Origin of the sequence: Neobacillus sp., assembly GCF_031988165.1 — a bacterium.
In the GTDB taxonomy this organism is placed as follows: Bacteria; Bacillota; Bacilli; order Bacillales; family Cytobacillaceae; genus Neobacillus; species Neobacillus rhizosphaerae.
Genome location: NZ_DALZYO010000035.1, coordinates 1 through 23,289, shown reverse-complemented (window position 1 = coordinate 23,289; position 23,289 = coordinate 1). Strand labels below are relative to the sequence as shown.

26 protein-coding genes are annotated in these 23,289 nt (G+C 39.8%); 23 read left to right on the top strand and 3 right to left on the bottom strand.

The window, feature by feature from the left end:
* The first annotated feature begins 283 nt into the window (after positions 1-283).
* The 12 genes from alaS to RTR43_RS19020 all read left to right on the top strand — a co-directional run bounded on the left by alaS (position 284) and on the right by RTR43_RS19020 (position 12,727).
* Positions 284-2,920 (top strand): alanine--tRNA ligase, encoded by a 2,637-nt coding sequence (gene alaS, locus RTR43_RS19075; RefSeq protein ID WP_312473950.1) that lies wholly within the window; start codon positions 284-286, stop codon positions 2,918-2,920.
* 201 nt (positions 2,921-3,121) lie between these two features.
* Positions 3,122-3,388 (top strand): IreB family regulatory phosphoprotein, encoded by a 267-nt coding sequence (locus RTR43_RS19070; RefSeq protein WP_248737455.1) that lies wholly within the window; start codon positions 3,122-3,124, stop codon positions 3,386-3,388.
* A gap of 3 nt (positions 3,389-3,391) precedes the next feature.
* Positions 3,392-3,808: a Holliday junction resolvase RuvX gene (gene ruvX, locus RTR43_RS19065; protein WP_312473948.1), complete on the top strand. Its 417-nt coding sequence runs from the start codon at positions 3,392-3,394 to the stop codon at positions 3,806-3,808.
* A gap of 12 nt (positions 3,809-3,820) precedes the next feature.
* The gene (locus RTR43_RS19060; protein WP_248737457.1) at positions 3,821-4,126 is read left to right on the top strand and encodes a DUF1292 domain-containing protein; all 306 of its coding nucleotides are present in this window, start codon (positions 3,821-3,823) and stop codon (positions 4,124-4,126) included.
* A gap of 196 nt (positions 4,127-4,322) precedes the next feature.
* The gene (gene mltG / locus RTR43_RS19055) at positions 4,323-5,459 is read left to right on the top strand and encodes an endolytic transglycosylase MltG (RefSeq protein ID WP_312473945.1); all 1,137 of its coding nucleotides are present in this window, start codon (positions 4,323-4,325) and stop codon (positions 5,457-5,459) included.
* A 420-nt stretch (positions 5,460-5,879) separates the two neighbouring features.
* Positions 5,880-6,530, top strand: a complete 651-nt coding sequence (locus tag RTR43_RS19050; protein ID WP_312473943.1) for an O-methyltransferase — start codon at positions 5,880-5,882, stop codon at positions 6,528-6,530.
* A complete protein-coding gene (locus RTR43_RS19045; RefSeq protein ID WP_312473941.1) occupies positions 6,527-7,456 on the top strand; it encodes a peptidase U32 family protein in 930 nt (309 codons plus the stop codon). The genes RTR43_RS19050 and RTR43_RS19045 overlap by 4 nt, the downstream gene beginning before the upstream one ends.
* A gap of 47 nt (positions 7,457-7,503) precedes the next feature.
* Positions 7,504-8,745 carry a peptidase U32 family protein gene (locus tag RTR43_RS19040; protein WP_312474021.1) on the top strand — a complete coding sequence of 414 codons (1,242 nt, stop codon included), beginning with the start codon at positions 7,504-7,506 and terminating at the stop codon, positions 8,743-8,745.
* A 4-nt stretch (positions 8,746-8,749) separates the two neighbouring features.
* Positions 8,750-9,382: a uridine kinase gene (gene udk, locus RTR43_RS19035; RefSeq protein ID WP_248737462.1), complete on the top strand. Its 633-nt coding sequence runs from the start codon at positions 8,750-8,752 to the stop codon at positions 9,380-9,382.
* A gap of 156 nt (positions 9,383-9,538) precedes the next feature.
* A complete protein-coding gene (gene greA / locus RTR43_RS19030) occupies positions 9,539-10,015 on the top strand; it encodes a transcription elongation factor GreA (RefSeq protein ID WP_248737463.1) in 477 nt (158 codons plus the stop codon).
* Between the two features lie 76 nt (positions 10,016-10,091).
* On the top strand, positions 10,092-11,855 hold the full coding sequence (locus RTR43_RS19025) for a peptidoglycan D,D-transpeptidase FtsI family protein (protein WP_312473938.1): 1,764 nt from the start codon (positions 10,092-10,094) through the stop codon (positions 11,853-11,855).
* A gap of 206 nt (positions 11,856-12,061) precedes the next feature.
* Positions 12,062-12,727, top strand: a complete 666-nt coding sequence (locus RTR43_RS19020; protein ID WP_396954598.1) for a YrrS family protein — start codon at positions 12,062-12,064, stop codon at positions 12,725-12,727.
* 101 nt (positions 12,728-12,828) lie between these two features.
* Here RTR43_RS19020 and RTR43_RS19015 read toward each other — a convergent pair whose 3' ends face one another.
* Positions 12,829-13,032, bottom strand: coding sequence for a DUF2536 family protein (locus RTR43_RS19015; protein ID WP_312473933.1), 204 nt, complete (start codon positions 13,030-13,032; stop codon positions 12,829-12,831).
* Between the two features lie 151 nt (positions 13,033-13,183).
* On the opposite strand from RTR43_RS19015, the gene RTR43_RS19010 reads away from it, so the two are divergent.
* From RTR43_RS19010 to RTR43_RS18970, 9 genes are all read left to right on the top strand, one after another.
* Positions 13,184-13,822 (top strand): class I SAM-dependent DNA methyltransferase, encoded by a 639-nt coding sequence (locus RTR43_RS19010; RefSeq protein ID WP_312474019.1) that lies wholly within the window; start codon positions 13,184-13,186, stop codon positions 13,820-13,822.
* Between the two features lie 203 nt (positions 13,823-14,025).
* Positions 14,026-14,721 (top strand): 5'-methylthioadenosine/S-adenosylhomocysteine nucleosidase, encoded by a 696-nt coding sequence (gene mtnN / locus RTR43_RS19005; protein ID WP_312473931.1) that lies wholly within the window; start codon positions 14,026-14,028, stop codon positions 14,719-14,721.
* 18 nt (positions 14,722-14,739) lie between these two features.
* Positions 14,740-15,663 (top strand): PLP-dependent cysteine synthase family protein, encoded by a 924-nt coding sequence (locus RTR43_RS19000; RefSeq protein WP_312473928.1) that lies wholly within the window; start codon positions 14,740-14,742, stop codon positions 15,661-15,663.
* A gap of 1 nt (position 15,664) precedes the next feature.
* Positions 15,665-16,798 (top strand): bifunctional cystathionine gamma-lyase/homocysteine desulfhydrase, encoded by a 1,134-nt coding sequence (locus tag RTR43_RS18995; protein ID WP_312473926.1) that lies wholly within the window; start codon positions 15,665-15,667, stop codon positions 16,796-16,798.
* Positions 16,799-16,932: 134 nt separating this feature from the next.
* Positions 16,933-17,193, top strand: a complete 261-nt coding sequence (locus RTR43_RS18990) for a YrhC family protein (RefSeq protein ID WP_312473924.1) — start codon at positions 16,933-16,935, stop codon at positions 17,191-17,193.
* 434 nt (positions 17,194-17,627) lie between these two features.
* Complete coding sequence (locus tag RTR43_RS18985) at positions 17,628-17,768, top strand: YrzI family small protein (RefSeq protein ID WP_312473922.1); 141 nt, start codon at positions 17,628-17,630, stop codon at positions 17,766-17,768.
* A 30-nt stretch (positions 17,769-17,798) separates the two neighbouring features.
* Positions 17,799-17,939, top strand: a complete 141-nt coding sequence (locus tag RTR43_RS18980; protein WP_312473920.1) for a YrzI family small protein — start codon at positions 17,799-17,801, stop codon at positions 17,937-17,939.
* Positions 17,940-17,969: 30 nt separating this feature from the next.
* Positions 17,970-18,110: a YrzI family small protein gene (locus tag RTR43_RS18975; protein WP_312473918.1), complete on the top strand. Its 141-nt coding sequence runs from the start codon at positions 17,970-17,972 to the stop codon at positions 18,108-18,110.
* A gap of 29 nt (positions 18,111-18,139) precedes the next feature.
* On the top strand, positions 18,140-18,280 hold the full coding sequence (locus RTR43_RS18970) for a YrzI family small protein (protein WP_248735754.1): 141 nt from the start codon (positions 18,140-18,142) through the stop codon (positions 18,278-18,280).
* A gap of 481 nt (positions 18,281-18,761) precedes the next feature.
* On the opposite strand, the gene RTR43_RS18965 is transcribed toward RTR43_RS18970, so the two are convergent.
* On the bottom strand, positions 18,762-20,561 hold the full coding sequence (locus tag RTR43_RS18965) for a M3 family oligoendopeptidase (protein WP_312473915.1): 1,800 nt from the start codon (positions 20,559-20,561) through the stop codon (positions 18,762-18,764).
* Between the two features lie 123 nt (positions 20,562-20,684).
* On the bottom strand, positions 20,685-20,846 hold the full coding sequence (locus tag RTR43_RS18960) for a hypothetical protein (protein ID WP_312473912.1): 162 nt from the start codon (positions 20,844-20,846) through the stop codon (positions 20,685-20,687).
* 165 nt (positions 20,847-21,011) lie between these two features.
* On the opposite strand from RTR43_RS18960, the gene RTR43_RS18955 reads away from it, so the two are divergent.
* Together RTR43_RS18955 and RTR43_RS18950 are read left to right on the top strand one after the other, a co-directional pair.
* Positions 21,012-21,692, top strand: a complete 681-nt coding sequence (locus RTR43_RS18955) for a response regulator transcription factor (RefSeq protein WP_312473909.1) — start codon at positions 21,012-21,014, stop codon at positions 21,690-21,692.
* A 43-nt stretch (positions 21,693-21,735) separates the two neighbouring features.
* Complete coding sequence (locus RTR43_RS18950; RefSeq protein WP_312473907.1) at positions 21,736-22,710, top strand: F510_1955 family glycosylhydrolase; 975 nt, start codon at positions 21,736-21,738, stop codon at positions 22,708-22,710.
* Positions 22,711-23,289: the final 579 nt, after the last annotated feature.

The following is a 23,289-nucleotide window of genomic DNA, read 5'->3' as shown; positions in this document are numbered from 1 at the left end:
TCACGAAGAAGGATTGAGTATGTTATAGTCCATCTGTAACGCGCAAAGCGAAAAAGAGAGGAGCTTCCATGGCTGAAAGGAGCTCTAGATGAAGGATGACAGAAAGCTAATCCGGAGTGCAGCTAACCACTGCCGTTTGCCAGCGTTAATGGCATTTTTGAGAGATGGATACAGTTTTTTTGTATCCATAATCAGGGTGGTACCGCGAGACAAGCTCTCGTCCCTGCTATAGGGATGAGGGCTTTTTTGTATGCTTTTTTAAACATAAAGGAGGTTAAACCATATGAAAAATTTAACTGGATCACAAATTCGCAAGATGTTTTTACAATTTTTTAATGAAGAAAAAGGACACACGATTGAACCAAGTGCACCACTGGTCCCGCATGATGATCCATCGTTATTGTGGATTAACAGTGGAGTGGCAACCTTAAAGAAATATTTTGATGGCCGTGTCGTTCCTGACAATCCAAGAATCACCAATGCGCAAAAATCAATCAGAACGAATGATATCGAGAATGTCGGCAAAACAGCGCGCCATCATACATTTTTTGAGATGCTTGGTAACTTTTCCATAGGAGAATATTTCAAAAAAGAAGCGATTGAGTGGGCATGGGAGTTTTTAACCGCTGAAAAGTGGATTGGCTGGGATCCAGAGCGTTTGTCCGTTACCGTCCACCCAGAGGATCATGAAGCCTATGAAATTTGGCATCAAACCATTGGTCTTCCAGAGGAACGGATTATCCGTCTTGAAGGAAACTTCTGGGATATTGGCGAAGGTCCAAGCGGCCCGAATACTGAAATTTTCTATGACCGTGGTCCAGAGTATGGGGATGATTCATCAGATCCTGAGCTTTACCCAGGGGGCGAAAACGAACGTTACCTAGAAGTGTGGAACCTTGTATTTTCACAATTTAACCATAACCCTGATGGCACCTATACACCGCTGCCTAAGAAGAATATAGATACAGGAATGGGATTAGAGCGGATGGCGTCTGTCGTTCAAAATGTTCCCACTAATTTTGATACCGATTTATTTATCCCGATCATTCGGGCAACAGAAGAAATTTCCGGAGAAAAATATGGCACAAATAAAGAATTCGATGTATCCTTCAAAGTCATTGCCGACCATATTCGTACGGTAGCCTTTGCAGTCGGAGACGGGGCATTGCCATCAAATGAAGGCCGTGGCTATGTATTGCGCCGCTTGCTGCGCCGTGCTGTCCGTTACGCCAAACAAATTAATATCAATCGTCCTTTTATGTTTGAACTCGTTCCTGTCGTAGGCGAAATCATGAATGACTTCTATCCAGAAGTAAAAGACAAAACTGAATTTATTCAAAAGGTTATTAAGAATGAAGAAGAGCGTTTCCATGAAACCCTTCATGAAGGCTTAGCTATTTTAGCAAGTGTTATCAAGAAGGAAAAGGGAAAAGCCAGTAATACCATCACTGGTGCCGATGTATTCCGTCTTTATGACACCTACGGTTTCCCTGTAGAATTAACCGAAGAATATGCGGAAGAAGAGGGCATGAAGGTTGATAATAAAGGCTTCGAAGAAGAAATGGAGCAGCAGCGTGAACGAGCACGAAGAGCCCGGCAAGATGTCGATTCGATGCAGGTTCAAGGCGGTGTTCTGCGCGATGTGACTGTTGAAAGTAAGTTTGTCGGCTACGATCAGCTTGTAACAAGCTCCACCGTATTAGCGATCATTAAAAACGGTGGATTAATTGATGAAGCTTCAATGGGGGACGAAGTCCAATTAATTCTTGATGTGACACCATTTTATGCTGAGAGTGGTGGACAAATTGCTGACTTCGGTGTCATCGAAGGCGAAGGTACAAGCATAGCTGTTAAGGATGTCCAAAAGGCACCAAATGGCCAGAATCTTCATCAAGTGGTTGTGCAGAGCGGCATTTTGAAAACAAACCAGCAGGTAACAGCAAAGGTCGACGCTGCCAATCGGGTGAAGATAATCAAAAACCATACAGCTACCCATTTGCTCCATCAAGCGCTTAAAGACGTTCTTGGCGAGCACGTTAACCAAGCAGGATCTCTTGTCGGACCTGATCGACTTCGTTTTGATTTTTCGCATTTTGGTCAAATAAATCCTGAAGAACTTGAACAAATCGAAAGAATCGTTAACGAAAAAATCTGGAGAAACATTGAAGTTGACATCAGCTTAAAACCGATTGCTGAAGCAAAAGCACTGGGCGCCATGGCGCTTTTCGGTGAAAAATATGGTGATATTGTCCGTGTTGTAAGGGTTGGTGATTACAGCCTCGAGCTTTGCGGCGGCTGTCACGTTCCAAATACATCCGTGATTGGTTTATTTAAAATTGTTTCAGAGGGTGGAATCGGTGCTGGGACAAGAAGGATTGAAGCAGTAACAGGTGAATCAGCGTACATGTCACTAAATGAGCAAGTAGGTTTGTTAAAGGATGCTGCTGAAAAACTAAAATCGAATCCAAAAGATATCGGTAACCGTATCGAAAGTTTACTTGTTGAAATGAAACAGCTGCAACGGGAAAATGAATCCCTTGCTTCAAAGCTTGGAAATATTGAAGCTGGGAGTCTCGTTTCTAAAGCAAAGGAAATTGATGGCGTAACCGTCTTAGCAGCGAAGGTTCAAGCTGCCGATATGAATAACTTAAGAAATATGGCTGATGATTTAAAGCAAAAGCTTGGTTCTGTTGTGCTTGTATTGGGTAGCTCCCATGAAGGAAAAGTGAATTTAATTGCAGCAGTGACAAAGGATTTAATCGAAAAAGGCTATCATGCTGGGAAGTTAATAAAAGAAGTAGCCTCCCGATGCGGCGGTGGAGGCGGTGGTCGTCCTGACATGGCCCAAGCTGGCGGGAAAGATCCTGAAAAACTTGATTCAGCACTTCAATTTGTTGAGGAATGGGTAAAATCGGTTTGATAATAGGATAGATTAGTGTAAAATGTAGGTAACGATTCTAGAAAGCGGAAGCGCCTTGCCCAGGGGCGACAGGCATAAGACGAGCCGGCGAGGAGGTTGTTCTTTAACCTCCTTGACGGATTGGCTTATGACCCCGAGCTCCTAGGCGCTGTAGCTAGACATAACAATTCTCTCCTCTATTAGAAAAGCGAGGTGCGTGAAATGAGTTCATTTGACAAAACGATGCGTTTTAATTTTCCTGAAGAGCCTTTTGAACATGATGTAAATGACGTTCTTCTTCAAGTTTATGAAGCACTGCAGGAAAAAGGGTATAATCCGATAAATCAAATAGTCGGCTACCTATTATCTGGAGATCCTGCCTATATTCCACGTCACCGCGATGCTCGTAACATTATTCGTAAGCTGGAGCGGGATGAGATCATTGAGGAATTAGTCAAATCCTATTTAAAAAAGCAGCGAGAGGGTTAAGGAATGCGAATAATGGGTTTAGATGTAGGCTCAAAGACTGTCGGAGTTGCCGTAAGTGATGAACTTGGGTGGACAGCCCAGGGCCTAAAAACCCTCAAAATCAACGAAGAGAAGAATGAGTTTGGTTTTGAGGAAATTGGTCAAATAATAAAAGAGTATCAAGTTGATACGGTGGTCATCGGCCTTCCCAAAAATATGAACGGGACGATTGGTCCACGCGGTGAGGCAAGTCAGCAATTTGCAGCTGAAATTGAGAGTAAATTTGCTGTACCTACTGTTTTATGGGACGAGCGGTTAACAACGATGGCGGCAGAACGCGTTTTACTTGAGGCGGATGTAAGCCGAAAGAAGCGTAAGAAGGTTATTGATAAGATGGCAGCAATGATGATTCTCCAAGGTTATCTTGATAGTAAAAATTAATGAGGTGAAGAAATGACACACGAGCACGAACATGATCATGAGGAACGCTATATTACACTTATCGATGAAAACGGCGATGAACAATTATTTGAAATTCTTTTTACATTTGACTCAGATGAGTTTGAAAAGTCCTATGTATTCTTTTATCCGGTAGGAGCGAATGAAGACGAAGAAGAGGAAATTGACATTCTAACGTATGCATATATTCCTACAGAGGACGGCGGATTCGGTGAGTTAATGGAAATTGAAACCGACGAAGAATGGGACATGGTTGAAGAAGTCTTTAATACCTTCAATGAGGACCAAGAGGAAGAATAGAAGTAAGGGAACCGGCTTTTAAGAGGCTGGTTCCTTTTTTTTGTGGAGGGAAAAATTGACATATTCATGGTTAAATTGACATTTTTCTCACTATATGCTGAAATAATTACGATGTCTAATTTCGCTAATTAGTTAATTTTTTGGGGAAATTAGTGCAAAATATCGTGTTACATTGGTCAGAGGGAAGGGGAAGAAAATGACAACTGACGAAAAAGGCGTAAAAAAAGCTGTAATCCGGCAAAAAATGCTTGAACATCAAAGTGAAGCAAAAATTGTCAGGAAGATTGTTTTAATTATTTCGATTTTAATGCTATTATTCATAGTCGTTATTGGCGGCGGAGGTTATCTCTACATACAATCAGCACTTAAACCACTTGATTCAAAAAGTAAGAGTCAGAAAACAGTTGACATTCCGATTGGCTCAACAGTGACGGGAATTGCTCAAACTTTAGCACAAAACGGAATTATAAAAAATGCAAAGGTATTTAAATATTATGTAAAGCTTAAAAATGAAGGCGGGTTTATGGCAGGGGAATATCAGCTTAGTCCATCCATGGATGTTCCTGAAATTGTCAGTCGCTTAAAAACGGGCAAGGTTCTCGCAAAGGCAAGTTTTAAAATCACGATTCCAGAAGGGAAGCAGATTAGGGAAATTGCCGCCATCATGGCAAAGGCTACAAATCAAAAGGAAGATGATGTGTTAAATAAATTAAATGATAAAGTGTTTATTAAAACATTAATGATTAAATATCCTGATGTCTTAACTGACGAAATCTTGAATGGTTCCATAAAATATCCACTAGAAGGGTACCTATTTCCGGCAACATATCCATTTTACAAGCCGAACCCATCGGTCGAAGAGATGGTCACGGTAATGCTTGACAAAACCCGTACGGTATTAGCGGACTACTCCGACGAAAGCAAAGATAAAAAGCTGTCAGTCCATCAGTTGTTAACCATGGCTTCTTTAATTGAAGAGGAAGCAACCGGAAAGGCCGACCGTAAAAAAATTGCCAGCGTTTTCTATAATCGTATAAAGAAGGGAATGCCGCTGCAAACGGACCCAACCGTCCTTTATGCGCAAGGGAAGCATAAAGAAAAGGTTCTATATAAGGATTTAGAAGTGAGCTCCCCTTATAATACTTATCAACATACCGGTCTTCCTCCAGGACCGATTGCCAACGCTGGAAAGATTTCTATAGAAGCGGCACTAAAACCTGAGGAAACAGATTATTATTACTTCCTGGCAACCGCTGAAGGTGAGGTTATTTTTACCAAAACATTAGAAGAACATAATCAGGAAAAAGCAAAGCATATTTCCAATAAAAAATAAAACATAAATAAGGGGGGAAAGTTCGCATTCCCCTCTTATTTATGATAAAATGGTACAAGTGTTTTAAAAGGTAATCTATAGCGTAACTCACAGGAAGGTAATTTGCGGCATCGTCTGCTCGAAACGTACCCGAGTCGAAATTCATTCAGCTCGTAACGTCCGTATCTGTGAACGCTATTTTTTCATGTTTAAAGAGCATTTTTTGTATGGAAAAGGGGCGGAGCGCCGCAAAAACGAATCAGAATAGCCAAACTGAGTGATAAATATATGTTTTTTACTCTGAATAGATGAAGTTAAAGCTCTGCACACACCACCTTTATTATTTAGGTTGGCCCTTGGGATAAGATTTCCATTATAGATGGTGGAACGCTATTTTCATTTTTTTGAAAGATGCTTTTAAAGGATTGAGGTGACGGCAGCTTGTTAAATGAGAAGCTGCATTTTTATATTGAAGGTTTAATTCCAGCTCGAAATCCATTGTTTATGGAAATGGAGAGCTATGCAAAAAAGCATAATGTCCCGATCATGGAGCTTGCAGGAATTGAAACAATGCTGCAATTACTGCGCATTCACCGTTCAAAAAAAATTCTTGAGGTTGGAACCGCGATTGGTTATTCAGCTTTAAGAATGGCTAGTGCAATTCCAGAAACGCATATCGTTACAATTGAGCGTGACGAGGAACGAATAAACCTTGCCAAAGAATTTATCCAACGATCCGGGAATGGTGAGCAAATTGCCTTAATCGAAGGGGATGCGCTAGAGGTTGAAGAAACAGTAAGTGGATATGCCCCGTATGATGCAATCTTTATTGATGCAGCTAAAGGTCAATATAAAAAGTTCTTTGAAATATATGCTAAATATCTTACTGAAGACGGAATGATTATTACTGACAATGTTTTGTTTAAAGGACTTGTTGCAGAAGCAGAAATTGAATCAAAGAGAACCCGAAATCTAGTGAAGAAAATTGATGAATTTAACCGCTGGTTAATGAATCATCCGGATTATGATTCCGTGATTCTTCCTGTTGGGGACGGGGTTGCAATCAGCAAAAGAAGAGGTGGGAGGAAATGAAGAAGCCTGAAATACTTGTTACACCATTGACAGTAAATGATATTTTACCTTTAGCAGAAGCGGGTGCAGATGCGTTTGTCGTTGGTGAGCAGAGATATGGTTTACGGCTTGCAGGGGACTTTAACCGCGAAGATGTCCAAAAGTCAATTGAACTGGCCCATTCCAAAGGAAAAAAAGTTTATCTCGCCATGAATGCGATTTTTCATAATGAGAAAATCGCTGAATTGAGTGAGTATATTCAATTTGCAGCGGCGGCTTCGGTGGATGCCATCATTTTTGGCGATCCGGCTGTATTAATGATAGCAAAAGAAGTGGCTCCTGATATGAGGCTTCATTGGAGTACTGAGACAACCGGAACGAACTGGTACACTTGCAACTATTGGGGCAGAAAAGGGGCAAAAAGAGCGGTTCTAGCACGTGAAATTAATATGGATGCAATTGTGGAAATAAAGGAAAATGCAGAAGTAGAAATTGAAGTGCTCGTTCACGGTATGAGCTGTATGTTCCAATCAAAGCGTTCATTGCTTGGTAACTATTATGAGTACCAAGGAAAAGTCATGGAAATTGAAAATCGCAAGATGCAAAAAAATATGTTCTTACACGATAAAGAACGTGAAAACAAATATCCGATTTTCGAAGATGAAAATGGCACCCATATCATGAGTCCGAATGATATTTGTATCATTGATGAGCTGCAAGATATGTTAGAGGCCGGGGTTGATTCTTTTAAAATTGATGGGATTTTAAAAAGCCCGGAATATATTTTAGCTGTGACAAAAGCGTATCGTGAGGCCATTGATTTATTTTTTGAAGATGCAGACGCTTATGATGATAAAAAAGGCGAACTGTTAGCGAACATCGAGGAAATTCAGCCAGCTAATCGCTCGTTGGATACGGGATTCTTTTTCAAAGAAACAGTTTATTAAGAGGGAGGAGTTCAATCGTGAATACAGTAAAAGATAAAATTTCTGAGATGATCGACGGAAAACGTGTCATTGTCAAGAAGCCGGAACTCCTTGCTCCAGCAGGCAATTTAGAAAAATTGAAAATCGCTGTTCAATATGGTGCAGATGCCGTATTTATTGGCGGTCAAGAATATGGCCTTCGTTCAAATGCTGATAACTTCACATTTGAAGAAATGAAAGAAGGGGCACGGTTCGCCAAAGATTACGGTGCAAGGATTTATGTTACAACCAACATTTTTGCCCATAATGAAAATATCGAAGGCTTAGAGGAATATATCCTTGGTTTAAAGGAGACGGGGATAGCGGGAATTATTGTCGCAGACCCGCTAATTATTGAAACTTGTCGTCGCCTCGCACCAGAGATTGAAATCCATATAAGTACACAGCAATCACTGTCAAACTGGAAAGCTGCTCAATTTTGGAAAGAGGATGGGGCAGAACGTGTGGTTTTAGCACGTGAGGTTAGTGCAGAAGAAATCAGAGAAATGAAAGAAAAGGTGGATATAGAAATTGAAACCTTTATTCATGGAGCTATGTGTATTGCCTATTCTGGTCGCTGTACCTTGAGTAATCATATGACTGCCAGGGACTCAAACCGAGGCGGCTGTTGCCAGTCGTGCCGATGGGATTATGACCTTTATCAATTAGAAGGTAGCGAAAAGGAAGTAGCTCTTCACGATGAAAAGGATGATCCATTCGCGATGAGTCCAAAGGACCTTAATTTAATTAAGGCAATTCCGCAAATGATTGAGCTTGGCATTGACAGTTTAAAAATTGAAGGCCGAATGAAATCGATTCATTACATCGCAACGGTCGTAAGTGTTTATCGTAAAGTGATTGACACTTATTGTGCGGATCCAGAGAATTTTGTGATTAAGCAAGAATGGTTAGAGGAACTTGATAAATGTGCCAACCGGGAAACAGCACCGGCATTTTTTGAAGGGGTTCCAGGGTATAAAGAGCAAATGTTTGGTAATCATAGCAAGAAGACAAAGTTTGAATTTGTCGGTCTTGTCTTGGATTATAATGAGGAAACACAAATGGTAACACTGCAACAGCGAAACCATTTTAAACCAGGAGAAGAAGTGGAATTCTTCGGACCGGAAATTCAAAACTTTACTCATGTGATTGATAAAATTTGGGATGAAAAAGGTAATGAACTGGATGCAGCTAGACATCCACTTCAAATTGTACAATTTAAATTGGACAAACCGGTATACCCTAACAACATGATGCGAAAGGAGAACTAGCAAGATGCGCAAACCAGTTGTTATAGGTGTAACGGGTGGCTCAGGCTCCGGAAAAACCAGTGTAACAAACGCTATTTATGAAAGTTTGAAAGATCATTCCATTTTGGTGCTTGAACAGGATTATTATTATAAGGATCAGCATGATGTACCCTTCGAGGAACGATTGAAAACAAATTATGATCATCCACTTGCATTTGACAATGATTTACTCATTGAACATATTGAGAAGCTTTTACGTTATGAAGCAATTGACAAACCGGTTTATGATTATGCCATCCATACCCGTTCAGACAAAGTCATTCCGATTGAACCGCAGGATGTAATTATTTTAGAAGGAATCTTAGTACTTGAGGACGAGCGTCTCCGCAATTTAATGGACATTAAATTGTACGTCGATACCGACGCCGATTTAAGAATCATCCGTCGCATGACGCGTGACATAAGCGAACGCGGTCGGACGTTTGATTCCGTTATCGACCAATATTTAAATGTGGTCCGTCCAATGCATAATCAGTTTATTGAACCAACGAAGCGTTATGCTGATGTGATTATTCCAGAGGGCGGCCAAAACCATGTTGCCATCGATATAATGGTCACAAAAATTCAAACAATTCTTGAACAAAAATCATTTTTGTGACACAATAGCAAAGAAAAGCTTATTTAATATTATTTTATTGCGCGCCCTGATTCAAGGACGCGCTGCTATGTATTTATGTCAAATGACATTAATACCTACATATACTACATACACAAATCTATTCGAGGATTGTGAAGACTAGAAGGAGTGAGGATTTTGGCTACAGAAAAAGTATTTCCAATGACACAAGCAGGAAAAGACAAATTAGTCCAAGAGCTTGAGTATTTAAAATCAGTGAAACGTAAAGAAGTGGTGGAAAGAATTAAAATCGCACGAAGCTTCGGTGACTTATCTGAAAACTCTGAGTATGATTCCGCGAAAGAAGAGCAGGCATTTGTTGAAGGCCGAATTACAACTTTAGAAAATATGGTTCGCAATGCCAAAATTATTGCTGAAAGCGAGATTGTCGGTGACTCTGTTATTTTAGGTAGATCCGTTACCTTTGTTGAGCTGCCAGATGGTGATGAAGAAACGTATACGATCGTTGGGAGTGCCGAGGCAGATCCATTTGAAGGAAAGATTTCAAATGACTCGCCGATTGCCAAAAGCCTGTTAGGTAAAAAAGTAGGCGATCAAGTCTCTGTTCAAACGCCTGGCGGTGAAATGAGCGTTCGAATCGTTAATATTAAATAATTGTCTTTATATATTTCATTTGAATCATTGTTTGAAATTAGCAAACCTCGTCAAAACTTTTGACGAGGTGTTTTTTATGTGGAGAAGACGGGCCATTGCATGGTTATTTATTTGTATAACAGGTTTGCTGTTGCTTTTAATACGTTTAATGCAAATCCAATTGATTGAGACAGAGACTTTTTCTAAGCATAATGTGAATTTACTCGAGGAAAGTGTCAAACAAAGAACCCAAGAGCTGGTAATTGATAATGGCAGGGGGAATTTCCTTGACCGAAACGGGGACATGCTGACGCATAAGAAAGTGTCTGTCCTTGTCCTGTTTCCATTTTTAAAAAAAATCGATTGGGATATTGAGAAGGTGTCTGATATTTCCGGGATACCGGTTCATTTACTTCAATTGGCAGTAGACACGACAAAGAAGCCGTTTGCTTTTGGTGACCCTGAACCTCGTGAATTGACCACATCACAAATGGAAAGAATCAATGCCTTGAAAATACCTGGTGTGTTTGCGATTGAAAAAAAGTTTGAACGTGCCGAGGTGCCGGCTGAGCAGTTACTCGGCTTGACCGGAGAAAACCCGGAGGAATTAAAGAAACGCTATCCGAATAAAGAACTTTCGGAGAAAACGCTTCTAGGTGTCTCTGGGCTTGAAGAAAGCTTTGATGAATTCTTACTTCCTGAAGGGAAATCCAAGCTTGTTTACCATGTAGATGGCTCTGGTGCACCACTATTCGGAATCAACGTAAAGTATATTGACCCAGCCAATCCATTTTATCCTGTGAATGTTCGGACAACGATAGATAAAACTATTCAGCAAAAAGCAGAGGATTTAGTTGATCAATATCAAATAAAAAAGGGCGGGTTAGTACTCCTTGATATTGAGGATAATAGTGTGCTGGCGATGGTTTCACGGCCAGCGATTAATAAAAAGGATCCATACAGCGGGGCAGGAATTACAAATAAAATGTTGAAACAGCAAATCATGGGATCGGTTTTTAAAACCGTAGTTGCCGCTGCTGCTATCGATCATAATCTTGACAGTCCTACTCGACTTTTTGATTGCAGTAAAAAAATTAACGGGAAACCAGAAATAAAATACGATTATGGGATGCTTGATTTTACGAATAGCTTTGCGAGAAGTTGCAATCGTACGTTTGGAGAACTGGCTAAAGAGATACAAAGAATTGACCCTCACCTTTTAGAGGATTATGCCGGCAAATTATCTTTGACCGGCACTAATGGCTGGCAGGGGGATGTCTATCATACAAGCCATTTCAAGCAACTCGCTGATGAAGATAAGGGCAGAGTATTTTTATCTGATGAGGCGAGAAAGGATGCGAATTTTGTGGCGATGTCCGGAATTGGCCAGAATGAAGTTCGGGCTACTCCTTTAGCTGTCGCCAATATGATGGCGACGATTGCGAGAGGAGGTAAAAAGGAAATGGTCAGTGCAGTAGGGAAAATTGAGTATAAAAACGGGACAACGATGGTTGATTTCCCCAAACAAAGCTTAAAAGGTGAGACCATTTCTCCTTATACCGCAATGAAACTGCAGAAATTGCTGCGTGAAGTCGTGCTAAACCCAAATGGCACGGGTAGATGGTTTAAGGATTTACCATACGAGGTGGCAGGGAAATCAGGTACAGCAGAAACGGGAAAATATGAAGATGGCAAGCAATTGCATAATAAATGGTTTGCCGGTTATTTTCCTTATCAACATCCTAAATATGCGTTAGTGGCTGTTAATTTGGATGTGTTAGATTCGGAGGGTGGAGTTAATTTACTGTTTGCTGATATGGTTAAAATGCTGAATGGAAATTATCATGGGACCGAACAGTAAAAAGGGTTTTCCCTTCAAGTTCTCTGAAAATCATGGTAGAATATTGAGAGCATTATTTATTGTCTAGCGCAAGTTGCCTAGGAGCTTGGACTCATAAGCCAATCGGCTTCGGAAGGCAAAAGGCACGCCTTCTATCAGCACTTGTCTAATACTGGTAGCCCCTGAACAAGGCGCTTCCGCATTTCTAGTTAGGGAGGAATATGAAATTGAGTAATGATTTTAATTCTAGTTCTCGTTCCGGATACCGTGCGAAAAGGAAAAAAACGAATCTCTTCTTAAATGGTTTAATCGTTATTGTGCTGCTATTAATTATTTTTGTCGCATACAATATTTTTGCTTCAGGCAGTGATGAAACGGCAGCACCAAAGAAACAAGATCCTAAAACAGAGCAAAAGAAATCGGTACATAAAAAGGATCAGGATAAGAAAAAAAATGAGGACGTCAAAAAGGATGATAACTCGTCAAATGCTGCTAATTCGGAACACCAATCAAGTGAAGAGGCTTCCACTCCTCAAAAGGCTGACGATTCACAGGCAGTGGAGTCAACTGGAGGCAGTTCTTCGAATGTGTTAAAAACCATCGAAAATCCGAGCTGGAAGCCTGTTGGTACTACTCAAACTGGTGATCATACTCCTGTTTATAATGGAGTCGATTGGAATGAGATGCTGAATGCCATCTCCTATGCAACCGGACTTGACCAAGGAAATATGTCGGTTTTTTGGTTGGGCAGTGACAAATCTACCACGAATGCCGCTATTGGAACAGTCTACTCTAAAGATAAACAGCAAAAGTATAAAGTCTATATCAAATGGGTGGATGGCCAGGGCTGGATGCCTACAAAAGTGGAAGAACTTGCAGAACTTCAGAAATAAATGAGAGGATGGGTCAGAGATGGCCCATCCTCATATTTTTTCAAGTGGGATTTCATGCCATTGATAAGTGTATCAATAGATCCCCCCTGGTCAAAGTGATCCTATTTCTTTTTAAAATGAACAACAGCCGTAAAGTAGGTTTGTCCATTTTCATTAACATGCATTTGGTGGGATACGGAATGGACTCCAAGCAAGATCGCTCTGTTCTCATCAATTTGAGTTTCAATCTTTTTTTGTAATGTTTTAAGATTATTGGCCTCAAAGAACTCCACTTTATCCTCAATCAAATCAAATTGAAAATTCATCTAATATCATCCTTTCCATAATTCCATTTTAGTGATTTCCTTCTATACTATCAACGGATTTGAATAAAAGTTTGAACTATGATAACATAATTTTGATTTAATCCATAGTATACTCATAGGAATTATACACTTATGTTTGAGGAGTGAAATGATGGGAAGAGAATTTCTTGAAATCTTTGAAGAGTGGGCTGATTCATATGATGAGACCGTCGTTGGTCATGATATCGAATATAAAGAAGTATTTTCAAATTATCAGCAAATATTAGAGGCTGTAGCAGCCAGGTCAATTGGTCATGTGGTTGAATTTGGTGTCGGTACGGGAAATTTGACGAATAAGCTGATAGCAAACGGCTTAAGGGTTACGGGAATTGAGCCGTCTCCTTCAATGAGAAAAATTGCCGAAGAAAAGCTTGGCGGTAAAGCAGTGCTTCTTGATGGGGACTTTCTTCTTTTTCCACAAGTAAAAAATATAGAAACCTTTGTCAGTACGTATGCTTTCCATCATTTAACCGATGATGAAAAAGCGGAGGCTATTTCTTGCTATAGCAAGCACCTTTCAAAAGGTGGTAAAATAGTGTTTGCGGATACGATGTTTGAATCCGCGGAAGATTATAAACAGCAAATCGTAAAAGCAAAACATGAAGGCTTTCCTAACCTGGCAAAAGATTTGGAAACTGAATATTATACAACGATTCCGTTTTTAAAAAATACTTTGGAAGAAAATAGTTTTAGCGTTACCTTTACCCGCTTCAACGATTTTGTCTGGTTAATGGAAGGCGTAAAACAGTAAGAAAAGCGGAAGCGACCGTTTAGCGCACGACAGGATTGGACCGCTCTACATGAGATAAAGGAAACACGAAGAGCACAAGCGATTCGATGTTGACTTATCGTAAAGAGGAGAGGGCCAATACACTAGTCGCTGGGCTGCTTGCGCTAGACAGTCATCGAAGTTTAATGATTAAATTCTTAAATTAGTAGAAAGAGGTCAAATCAATGAAAATCGCTATCATCGGAGCAATGGAAGAAGAAGTTACTTTACTAAGAAACAATATCGAGGACAGAACCCAAGAAGAAGTGGCAGGCTGCGAATTTACGTTTGGAAAAATGCATGGAGCGGATGTAATTCTGCTTCGTTCAGGGATTGGTAAAGTTAATGCGGCCATGTCTACCACGATTCTGCTTGAGAAATATAAACCTGATTACATCATTAATACCGGATCAGCGGGAGGTTTTAATCCTTCACTTAATGTAGGTGATGCCGTTATTTCAACTGAGGTTCGCCATCATGACGTAGATGTTACCGCTTTTGGTTATGAGTATGGTCAAGTACCACAGCTTCCGGCTGCGTTTTTAGCTGATGAGAAATTAATGGCAGTTGCAGAAACAGCTTCAAACGAACTAGAAAAATTCCAAATTGTGAAGGGGTTAATTGTTACGGGAGATTCTTTCATGGAAGACCCAGTCCGTGTCGATTTTGTTCGGTCGAAATTTAAAGATTTACAGGCGGTTGAAATGGAAGCTGCTGCTATCGCGCAAGTGGCTCATCGCTTTGGAGTTCCTTTTGTCATTATTCGTTCGCTTTCTGACATCGCCGGAAAAGAATCAGAAATTTCATTTGATCAATTTATTGACAAAGCAGCCACAAATTCAGCTACTTTAGTTATGAAAATGGTAGCAGCGATACGTTAGGTTAACAGGGGTGGAGAAATGAAGGTCTACAAAAATGTTCATGAATTAATTGGGCACACACCAATCGTTGAATTGACGCAGTTTCCCTTGCCCAGTGGCGTTCGTATTTTTGCAAAACTGGAGTTCATGAATCCTGGGGGAAGTGTTAAAGACAGGCTTGGAATGGAACTGTTACGTGAGGCATTTTCGAGTGGGAAACTTCGACCAGGCGGGACGATCATTGAGCCAACTGCCGGAAATACTGGGATTGGTTTAGCGCTTGCTGCGATAAATAAAGGAGTTCAGGTGATTTTCTGTGTGCCTGAAAAGTTCAGCATGGAAAAGCAGGAAATCATGAAAGCACTTGGGGCAAAAATTGTTCATACACCAACGGAGCAAGGAATTAAGGGGGCGATTGCTAAAGCAGAGGAACTGCTTAAAGAAATTCCCGCTTCCTATTGTCCGCAGCAATTTGCTAATCCAGCTAATCCTGCTACCTATTATAAAACACTAGGACCAGAACTCTGGGATCAACTAGATGGTGACATAGATGTTTTTGTTGCAGGGGCAGGTTCAGGCGGTACGTTCATGGGAACTGCCCGTTATTTGAAAGAACAAAAGAAACAGCTAAAAACAGTTATTGTTGAGCCTGAAGGATCTATTTTAAATGGCGGTGCATCAGGTCCCCATAAAACAGAAGGGATCGGCATGGAATTTTTGCCGCCGTTTATGGAACCTGACTACTTTGATGCCATTCACACCATTGCGGATGCTGATGCCTTTCACCTCGTTAAAGAGTTAGCCGCTAAAGAGGGGTTGCTTGTCGGCAGTTCTTCTGGTGCAGCCTTTTATGCGGCCCTCAAAGAGGCTGAAACAGCAACGGCGGGTACAAACATCGTAGTTATTTTTCCAGATGGCAGTGAACGTTATTTAAGCAAAAAAATCTTTGAGGGGGGGATTTAGGATGAGAAGAAAGACGAAATTGATTCATGGCGGCATTAGTGAAGATCCAGCAACAGGTGCTGTGTCTTTCCCTATTTATCAAGTAAGTACGTATAAACAGGAGGGTGTCGGCGGCCATAAAGGTTTCGAATATTCTCGCACTGGTAATCCAACAAGGCATGCACTTGAGGAGCTTATTAAAGACATTGAGGGCGGTAAAGCTGGATTTGCCTTTGGCTCGGGGATGGCTGCGATTACCGCAGTTATTATGCTATTTAACAGTGGCGATCACGTGATCTTAACTGATGATGTTTACGGTGGAACTTTCCGAGTCATGACTAAGGTGTTGAATCGTTTCGGAATTGATTCAACATTTGTTGATACAAGTAATTTGGACAATATTAAGAGTGAAATCAGACCAAATACAAAAGCGATTTATTTAGAAACACCGACAAATCCACTTTTAAAAATTACTGATATTGAAGCGGCGGCCAAGCTTGCTAAAGAACATGGGCTTTTAACCATTGTCGATAACACGTTCTCGACTCCATACTGGCAAAATCCGCTTGAGTTAGGTGCCGATATCGTCCTACATAGTGCGACGAAATACATCGGCGGTCATAGTGATGTTGTGGCGGGATTAGTTGTTGTCAACAGCGATAAGTTAGCCGAGGACCTTCACTTCGTGCAAAACTCGACTGGCGGGGTTTTAGGGCCTCAGGATTCGTGGCTACTCATCAGGGGTATTAAGACATTAGGGATCCGAATGGAAGAAACGGAAGCCAATACTAAGGCAATTGTTGAATTTTTACAAGGTCATGATCAGGTGAAAAAGGTATTTTACCCTGGCATTGAAACCCATCCTAATCATTCCATTGCTAAGAAACAAGCAAGAGGCTTTGGCGGTATGGTTTCGTTCGATGTTGGAAGTGCCGAAAATGCAGATCGATTACTAAGTAAAGTAAAATATTTTACTTTAGCTGAAAGCCTTGGTGCAGTAGAAAGCTTGATTTCTGTTCCGGCAAGAATGACCCATGCTTCGATTCCGGCAGAACGACGGGCTGAATTAGGCATCACAGACGGCTTGGTTCGTATATCCGTAGGACTTGAGGACATCGAAGACTTAATTGAGGACTTAACCCAGGCATTAAAATAGTGGAAAAAGGTGTCAGGCACCATGTGAATTTTTCACATGGTGCCTGACACCTTTTCTAATATTTACATACTGTTTACCGTTCTTTTCTGTAGTAAACTAGTTTAGTAGTCTAAAAGAAAAGCGGGTGATAAGAAGTGAAGCAACAAACGAAAGTGCTGTTTGAAAAAATGGTTGATTATAAACGTTTCGGAACTGTCTTATTGGCTGTCGGTATCGTTTTCTTTCTAGGTATAATCATTCCATTTGAAGCGAAAAGTGAAATGGATGTAAATATTATGATTCTTTCCTCGATGTCCTTCTTAGCTGTATCGATATTATTGTTTATTCAGTCAAAGCAATGCCAGCTCAAGCTGCTGGAAATGGAAGTTGACGAGGATTTTTTCATGAAGAAATAGGTGATCCCTAAAAAAAGGGACGCTTATTTTTTTTTGTGAATGATAAAGGCTTTTTAATTATTTTTTAAAAAAATTCAGTAAAAAGGTTTACAAAGTATAGTTGCGTGGATATAATTACCCTAGAAAGTAAAAAATTCCAAAGGAGGTCGAAGAAGATGAGTTTAGTATTAACTGGCATGAAAACTGTATATTTGAATATCACGCATTCGACCAGACTGGAATGGATTGCTTAACCTTTTGTTACAATACATATCCATGCCGCAGGGAGAATGACGCCTTGCGGTATTTTTGTGTCTAAAAAAGGCTGGCCGCAAGGAAGAATTTTCTTGCGGCCTTTTTGTGCCCTTTTTTCGCGCAAATTAGATATGTGTTGCATAAATTGGAAATGTTGTTGCTGAGCTTTACTGAAATATTTTTAAAAGGAGGTGGTAAATATGACTCTTAATATATTCTTTTTCTCGATTACATTTAAAAAACGTGAAGTAAGTCTTCAAGAGGCGGTTCAACTGGAAATGGTTGAACAACTTTATCAGCAAAATAAAGACCGTCAAATTTCCATGCATCATTTTATGTAATACTGCTTTAAATAAAGGAAGTGAATCAAAATGACATTAAATATATTCTTTTTCTCGATTACATTTAAAAAACGTGAAATAAGTCTTCAAGAGGCGGCTCAACAGGAAATGGTTGAACAACTTTATCAGCAAAATAGAGACCGTCAAATTTCCATGCATCATTTTATGTAATACTGCTTTAAATAAAGGAAGTGAATCAAAATGACATTAAATATATTCTTTTTCTCGATTACATTTAAAAAACGTGAAGTGAGTCTCCAAGAAGCGGTTCAACAGGAAATGGTTGAAAAACTCTATGAGGAAAATAAAGACCGTCAAATTTCCATGCTTCATTTCATGTAAGAAAGCTTTAAAAAAGGAAGTGAATCAAAATGACACTGAATATATTCTTTTTAACGATTACCATTAATAAACGTAGTATGAATCTCGAAGAAGCTGTACATCAAGAAATGGTTGAAAGACTTTATGAAAAAAACAAAGATCGTCAAGTATCCATGTACCGCTTCATGTAAGGAATAAAAAAATCGATGAATGGAAGGGTGGTTTTTTAAATGTTGTTTTTTCTAATGCAAGGTCGTGGTGCTAGCCTATGGGATATGAAGGATACCACCTAGCTAAGGAAGCAAAAAATAGGAGGTAATGTACATGCCGCTGCATATTTTATTCTTATCACTTATCTTTAAACCAAAGAAAACAAACAAGAGCTTCAACTCATAACCCAATCATGGAAAGATAAATCAAATTGCTAATAGCTCAAAATGTTCGTTAACAAAATGTTCACTTTTCCCTAAGGTAGGTACTGTGAAAATATGATAAATTCAAATTAGAAATAGCAGGATCTATCTAAGGGGTGGAGAATATGTTCATGGTTGTGATGGCAATTGTCATTACTGGGGCGATTGGCTGCGTAATTATTGCTGAAATAAGTGTGGAATAAACCAAAAAAATTAGAAGCATCGGCCATTCGTTCGGCCGATGCTTTTTAAATGCTAATTATATATCTTTCGTTAACTCTAAGAACTCATCAATATCATCGATACAGATGTGAACTGCTTTTTCCCAGAAATCCTTTTGGGTTAAATCTACTTGTAAATGTTTCTGTGCCAGTTCCTCGACCGGCATTGAGGCAGTGTCCCTTAACAAGGAAATATATTTATCCTCATATCCTTTACCTTCCTCGAGGGCCTCAGCATAAATACCAAGTGAGAAAAGATAGCCGAAGGTGTATGGGAAGTTATAGAACGGTACATCTGTGATAAAGAAGTGTAACTTCGAAGCCCAAAATAATGGATGATATTCTTCTAAGGCATCGCAGTAGGCATCTTTCTGTGCAGTTAACATTAATTCATTTAATCTCTCTACCGAAACAGGGCCTTGTTTTCTTTCTTCATAAAAACGAGTTTCAAATAAGTAGCGGGCATGGATATTCATTAACAGGGCTACGGTTCTTTGAACTTTATCATCAAGTAGTGCCAGTTTTTCTCCTATGTCTTTTGCGTTTTTTACAGCAGCATCAGCGACAATCATTTCCGCAAAGGTTGAGGCTGTTTCAGCCACATTCATGGCATAATTGCGATTAAGGAGTGGAACTCCTCTCATGGCAAACGTATGGAAGCCATGTCCAAGCTCATGTGCGAGTGTTGATACATTTGATGGTGTTCCAGAATAAGTCATAAAGATACGAGATTGTTCACTTTCAGGGAAGAAGGTACAAAATCCTCCTGGTGCTTTACCAGGGCGGTCTTCGCCTTCAATCCATTGATCTTCAAATGCATCTCGGGCAAATGTAGCCATTCTTTCACCAAAAGCGGCAAAATTCTGTTCAATAAATTTTGCACCTTCTTGATAGGAAAGATTGGAGGCTGTTGTTCCAAACGGTGCTTCTAGATCATACCAGCTTAGTTTTTCAACACCAAGAAGTTTGGCTTTCCGTTCTAAATAGGCGACAAGCTTAAGTTTGTTTTCGGAAATCACTGCCCACATCGTTTCTAGTGTTTCTTTTTCCATCCGGTTTATGTTCAGCGGCTCCTTCAGCACATCTTCCCAGCCTCTTTTTTCATAAACACTTAAACGGAAGCCTGAGAGATGATTTAAGGTTTTTGCCAGGAAATCTGCCTGAGCCCCCCAAGCCTTTTCCCAATTTTGAAAAATAACTGCACGTTCGTCGCGGTCTGGACTGGAGAATTTGTTAGAAGCCTGTCCGACAGAAAGCTGCTTCTCCTCACCGTTTTCATTAATCGAGATTTTAATTTTACTAACAATTAAATCATATAACTGGCCCCAGCTATGATAGCCGTCAACCTCAAGTGCACTGATTAGCGCTTCTTCTTCTTTTGACAGCTTTTCCTTTGCCCGCTCGCGGCTTTCGGTTAACACAAAGGAGAGTTCCACTAATGGCTCATTCGCTAATAACTCCTGCCAAACCTCATCGTCAATTGTTGTTAGCAGGTTATCGAAGGATCCAAGTGCTGTTTGGAAAGCCGCACTCAAGCTGGTTACTTTCGCATCATGGGTATACGCTTTCTTATCTTCGGTATTTTGTGCTAGTAGGCAGCCCACGAAAGCTCCAGCTTGAATAAGTTTTACTACTGCATTTTCTATATCTTCTAGTACCTCTTGAAGAAACTGGCGATCCTCCAGTGAATTGAGTGGAGTCCAGTTGTCTACCTTTGTCGCGAAAAGTTCAATTAATTGTCCAGTTCGCTCAAGGTGGTCTGCGAATTCTGAGGAATCACTGCCCCCATTAAAAAATACTTCTAAGTTCCAAACATCTGAATATGTAGTGGCTGTCATGCTATTTACCCCCTTTATTATGTATCTTTTCATTATAAAATAACTTTTCGAAAAATTCTATGTTTTACGGTTTTCGAAATAAAGAGGGCTCATGCAAAGGTGCATAAGCCGAATAAGAGTTCCTTAATAAAAACAGCTGTACCACCACCACGCCGCGAAGATAAACAATAGAATAAATAGAACGATTATGACTGCAATCCATACACCAGCACCGCTGGCATAAGGTGCAGGATAATCAGGATAGGGCGCTGGGTAACCGAAAGAATTTGGATAACCGTAAGGCATCGTGATTCCCCCCTTTATCCTTTAATAATAGGGTATGTGCCCTTTAAAATATTTGTATAGGCCAAAGTGTATGTCCAGGTGCGTTTTAACTGAAATTTCACATTTGTTTTCATATATTTGTAGTATAATTTAAACCTAGATTTAGTAATCGGGAGTGGAAAACAATTGAAAAAAATTCTGTTAGTGGACGATGAACTAAGAATGTTAGATTTACTTTCCCTCTATTTAGCACCGAAAGGGTATAACTGTATTAAAAAGACATCTGCTCTTGAAGCCATCCGTTTTTTAGAAGAGGATAAAGCGGATCTTATTCTGTTAGATGTTATGATGCCGGAAATGGACGGTTGGGAGACTTGCAAGGAAATCCGGAAAAATTGGGATATTCCGATTATCATGCTTACAGCGCGTAGCGAAAAAATGGATGTCGTAAGAGGGCTGAAGATAGGTGCGGATGATTACATTTCAAAGCCCTTTGACGAAGAGGAGCTAATTGCTCGAATTGAAGCCATGTTAAGAAGGAAAAAAGGAAATGGAGGAACGATTGGATTTCATGGTCTTTCCCTCAATGAAGAATCCTTTAATGTTTCATACAACCATCAGCAAGTGCCTGTAACCCCGAAGGAGTTTTCCTTATTAAACTTATTCCTACTAAATAGGAACAAGGTATTTACCAGGGATCAGCTACTGACGACGATTTGGGGTTATTCTGTTGGTACAGAAGATCGCACTATTGATTCACATGTACGCAATCTACGAGATAAATTGCGAAAAACAGGTTTTCCAGTTGATGAATATTTGACAACCGTATGGGGACTGGGGTATAAGTGGATGGATAAGGATTCATAAACGAATACTAATAGATTTAGATAATGTTTCAGGAGGAAAAAAAGTGAAGCTTCAAATGAAAGTGATTTTTGCTATTCTTACAGGAATATTATTTGTAGTCTCAGGCTGCACAAACAAAAGTGAGGATACAAAAAAGACCAACCTTAAAAATCAGGCTGAAACAAAAGCAAAATATGAGATAGTGGAAGCAAAATCCTTTAAAGTAAAAAATATTCGTGGGATTGGCTATCCAGGTAATGATAATGCCCTTTATGTGGCTGCAAATGATGGCATAAAAATGTACAAAGATGGAAAGTGGTACAAAACAACAACGAATCAACATGATTATATTGGATTTCAAGCGGTACAATCTGGTTTTCTATCTAGTGGGCATCCGCAAAAAGGGACAGGCTTAACGGACCCGCTTGGGTTGGTGCAAAGTGTTGATAAAGGGGAAACCCTTCAAAAATTAGCTTTCTATGGGAAAGTGAATTTTCATTTCACGGCAGCCAGTTTTTCAGGCGAGGGGTTATATGTGATTAGTGAACAGCCGAATGATGCTTTAAGTTTAGGCGTGAACTACTCGACAGATGGAGGAGGCACTTGGAAAAAAAGTGCGTTCAAGGATTTTAATGCAGACTCGCTTGGAATGATAGCTGTCCACCCGAAAAACGGTGCTATTATGGCAATGTCTACTAGGTCAGGGATATATTATTCAACCGATAACGGGAATACAATGAAGCTGATAACTGATCCATTTATGGTAACAGCATTAACGTTTACTGGGGATTCCATTTTATATTCAAGTGTTGAAAATGATCAAATAGTTTTAAAGACGTTAAATCCTGCATCGGGTGAACAAACGAACATTACTTTTCCCTTCTTGGATTATGATAATCCAATTACGTATTTAGCCATTAATCCGAAAAATGACAAGCAAATAGCGTTTACCACCTATAAAAATGATTTATTTGAATCAATTGATGGTGGTACTAATTGGAACAACCTAATGAAAGACGGAAAAAAAGAGATGAAATAATTTTTTAACGGGTTCCGTTTCTTATAGCCAAACGTTAATTTACAACTTATCAAAAAGCACCGCAAACCTGCGGTGCTTTTTGTTTGAACTTACCCTTTTAGTTGAACAACGAAAAAAGGAGTTGTCAGCTGCAACTCCATCCTCAAGACTAGCCCCTGTTACTTCAATAAAGCTATAGTTACTATTGCCCACCATTAGTATATCTATTATCACCCATCATGTAGTTTGAACTGTCCCTAGGCTTAGAATTTGGATTGGTTGGAATATGGGGGTTGTTATTGATTTTCTTACGCCTTAAGTCGATTATTAAAGTAAATCCCAAAATGCCGAGAATAAAAATAATAAAAAACCAAGTTACAGTCAAACAAACACCCTCTTTCACTTGCATTATATTCCATAAAATAATTTCCAGCCAATTAAATATAATCCTGATTAAAGTAATCTGCCCCGTTACTTCAATAAGAAAAGCCGCCTAAATGAAAGCTGGATCTTCAACTATTGCACCCGTTACCCATCCATGTATTACAAAATCAGTGCTGCACCACAGAGAATGAAAATGGTTAGGAAGTGTCAATACTG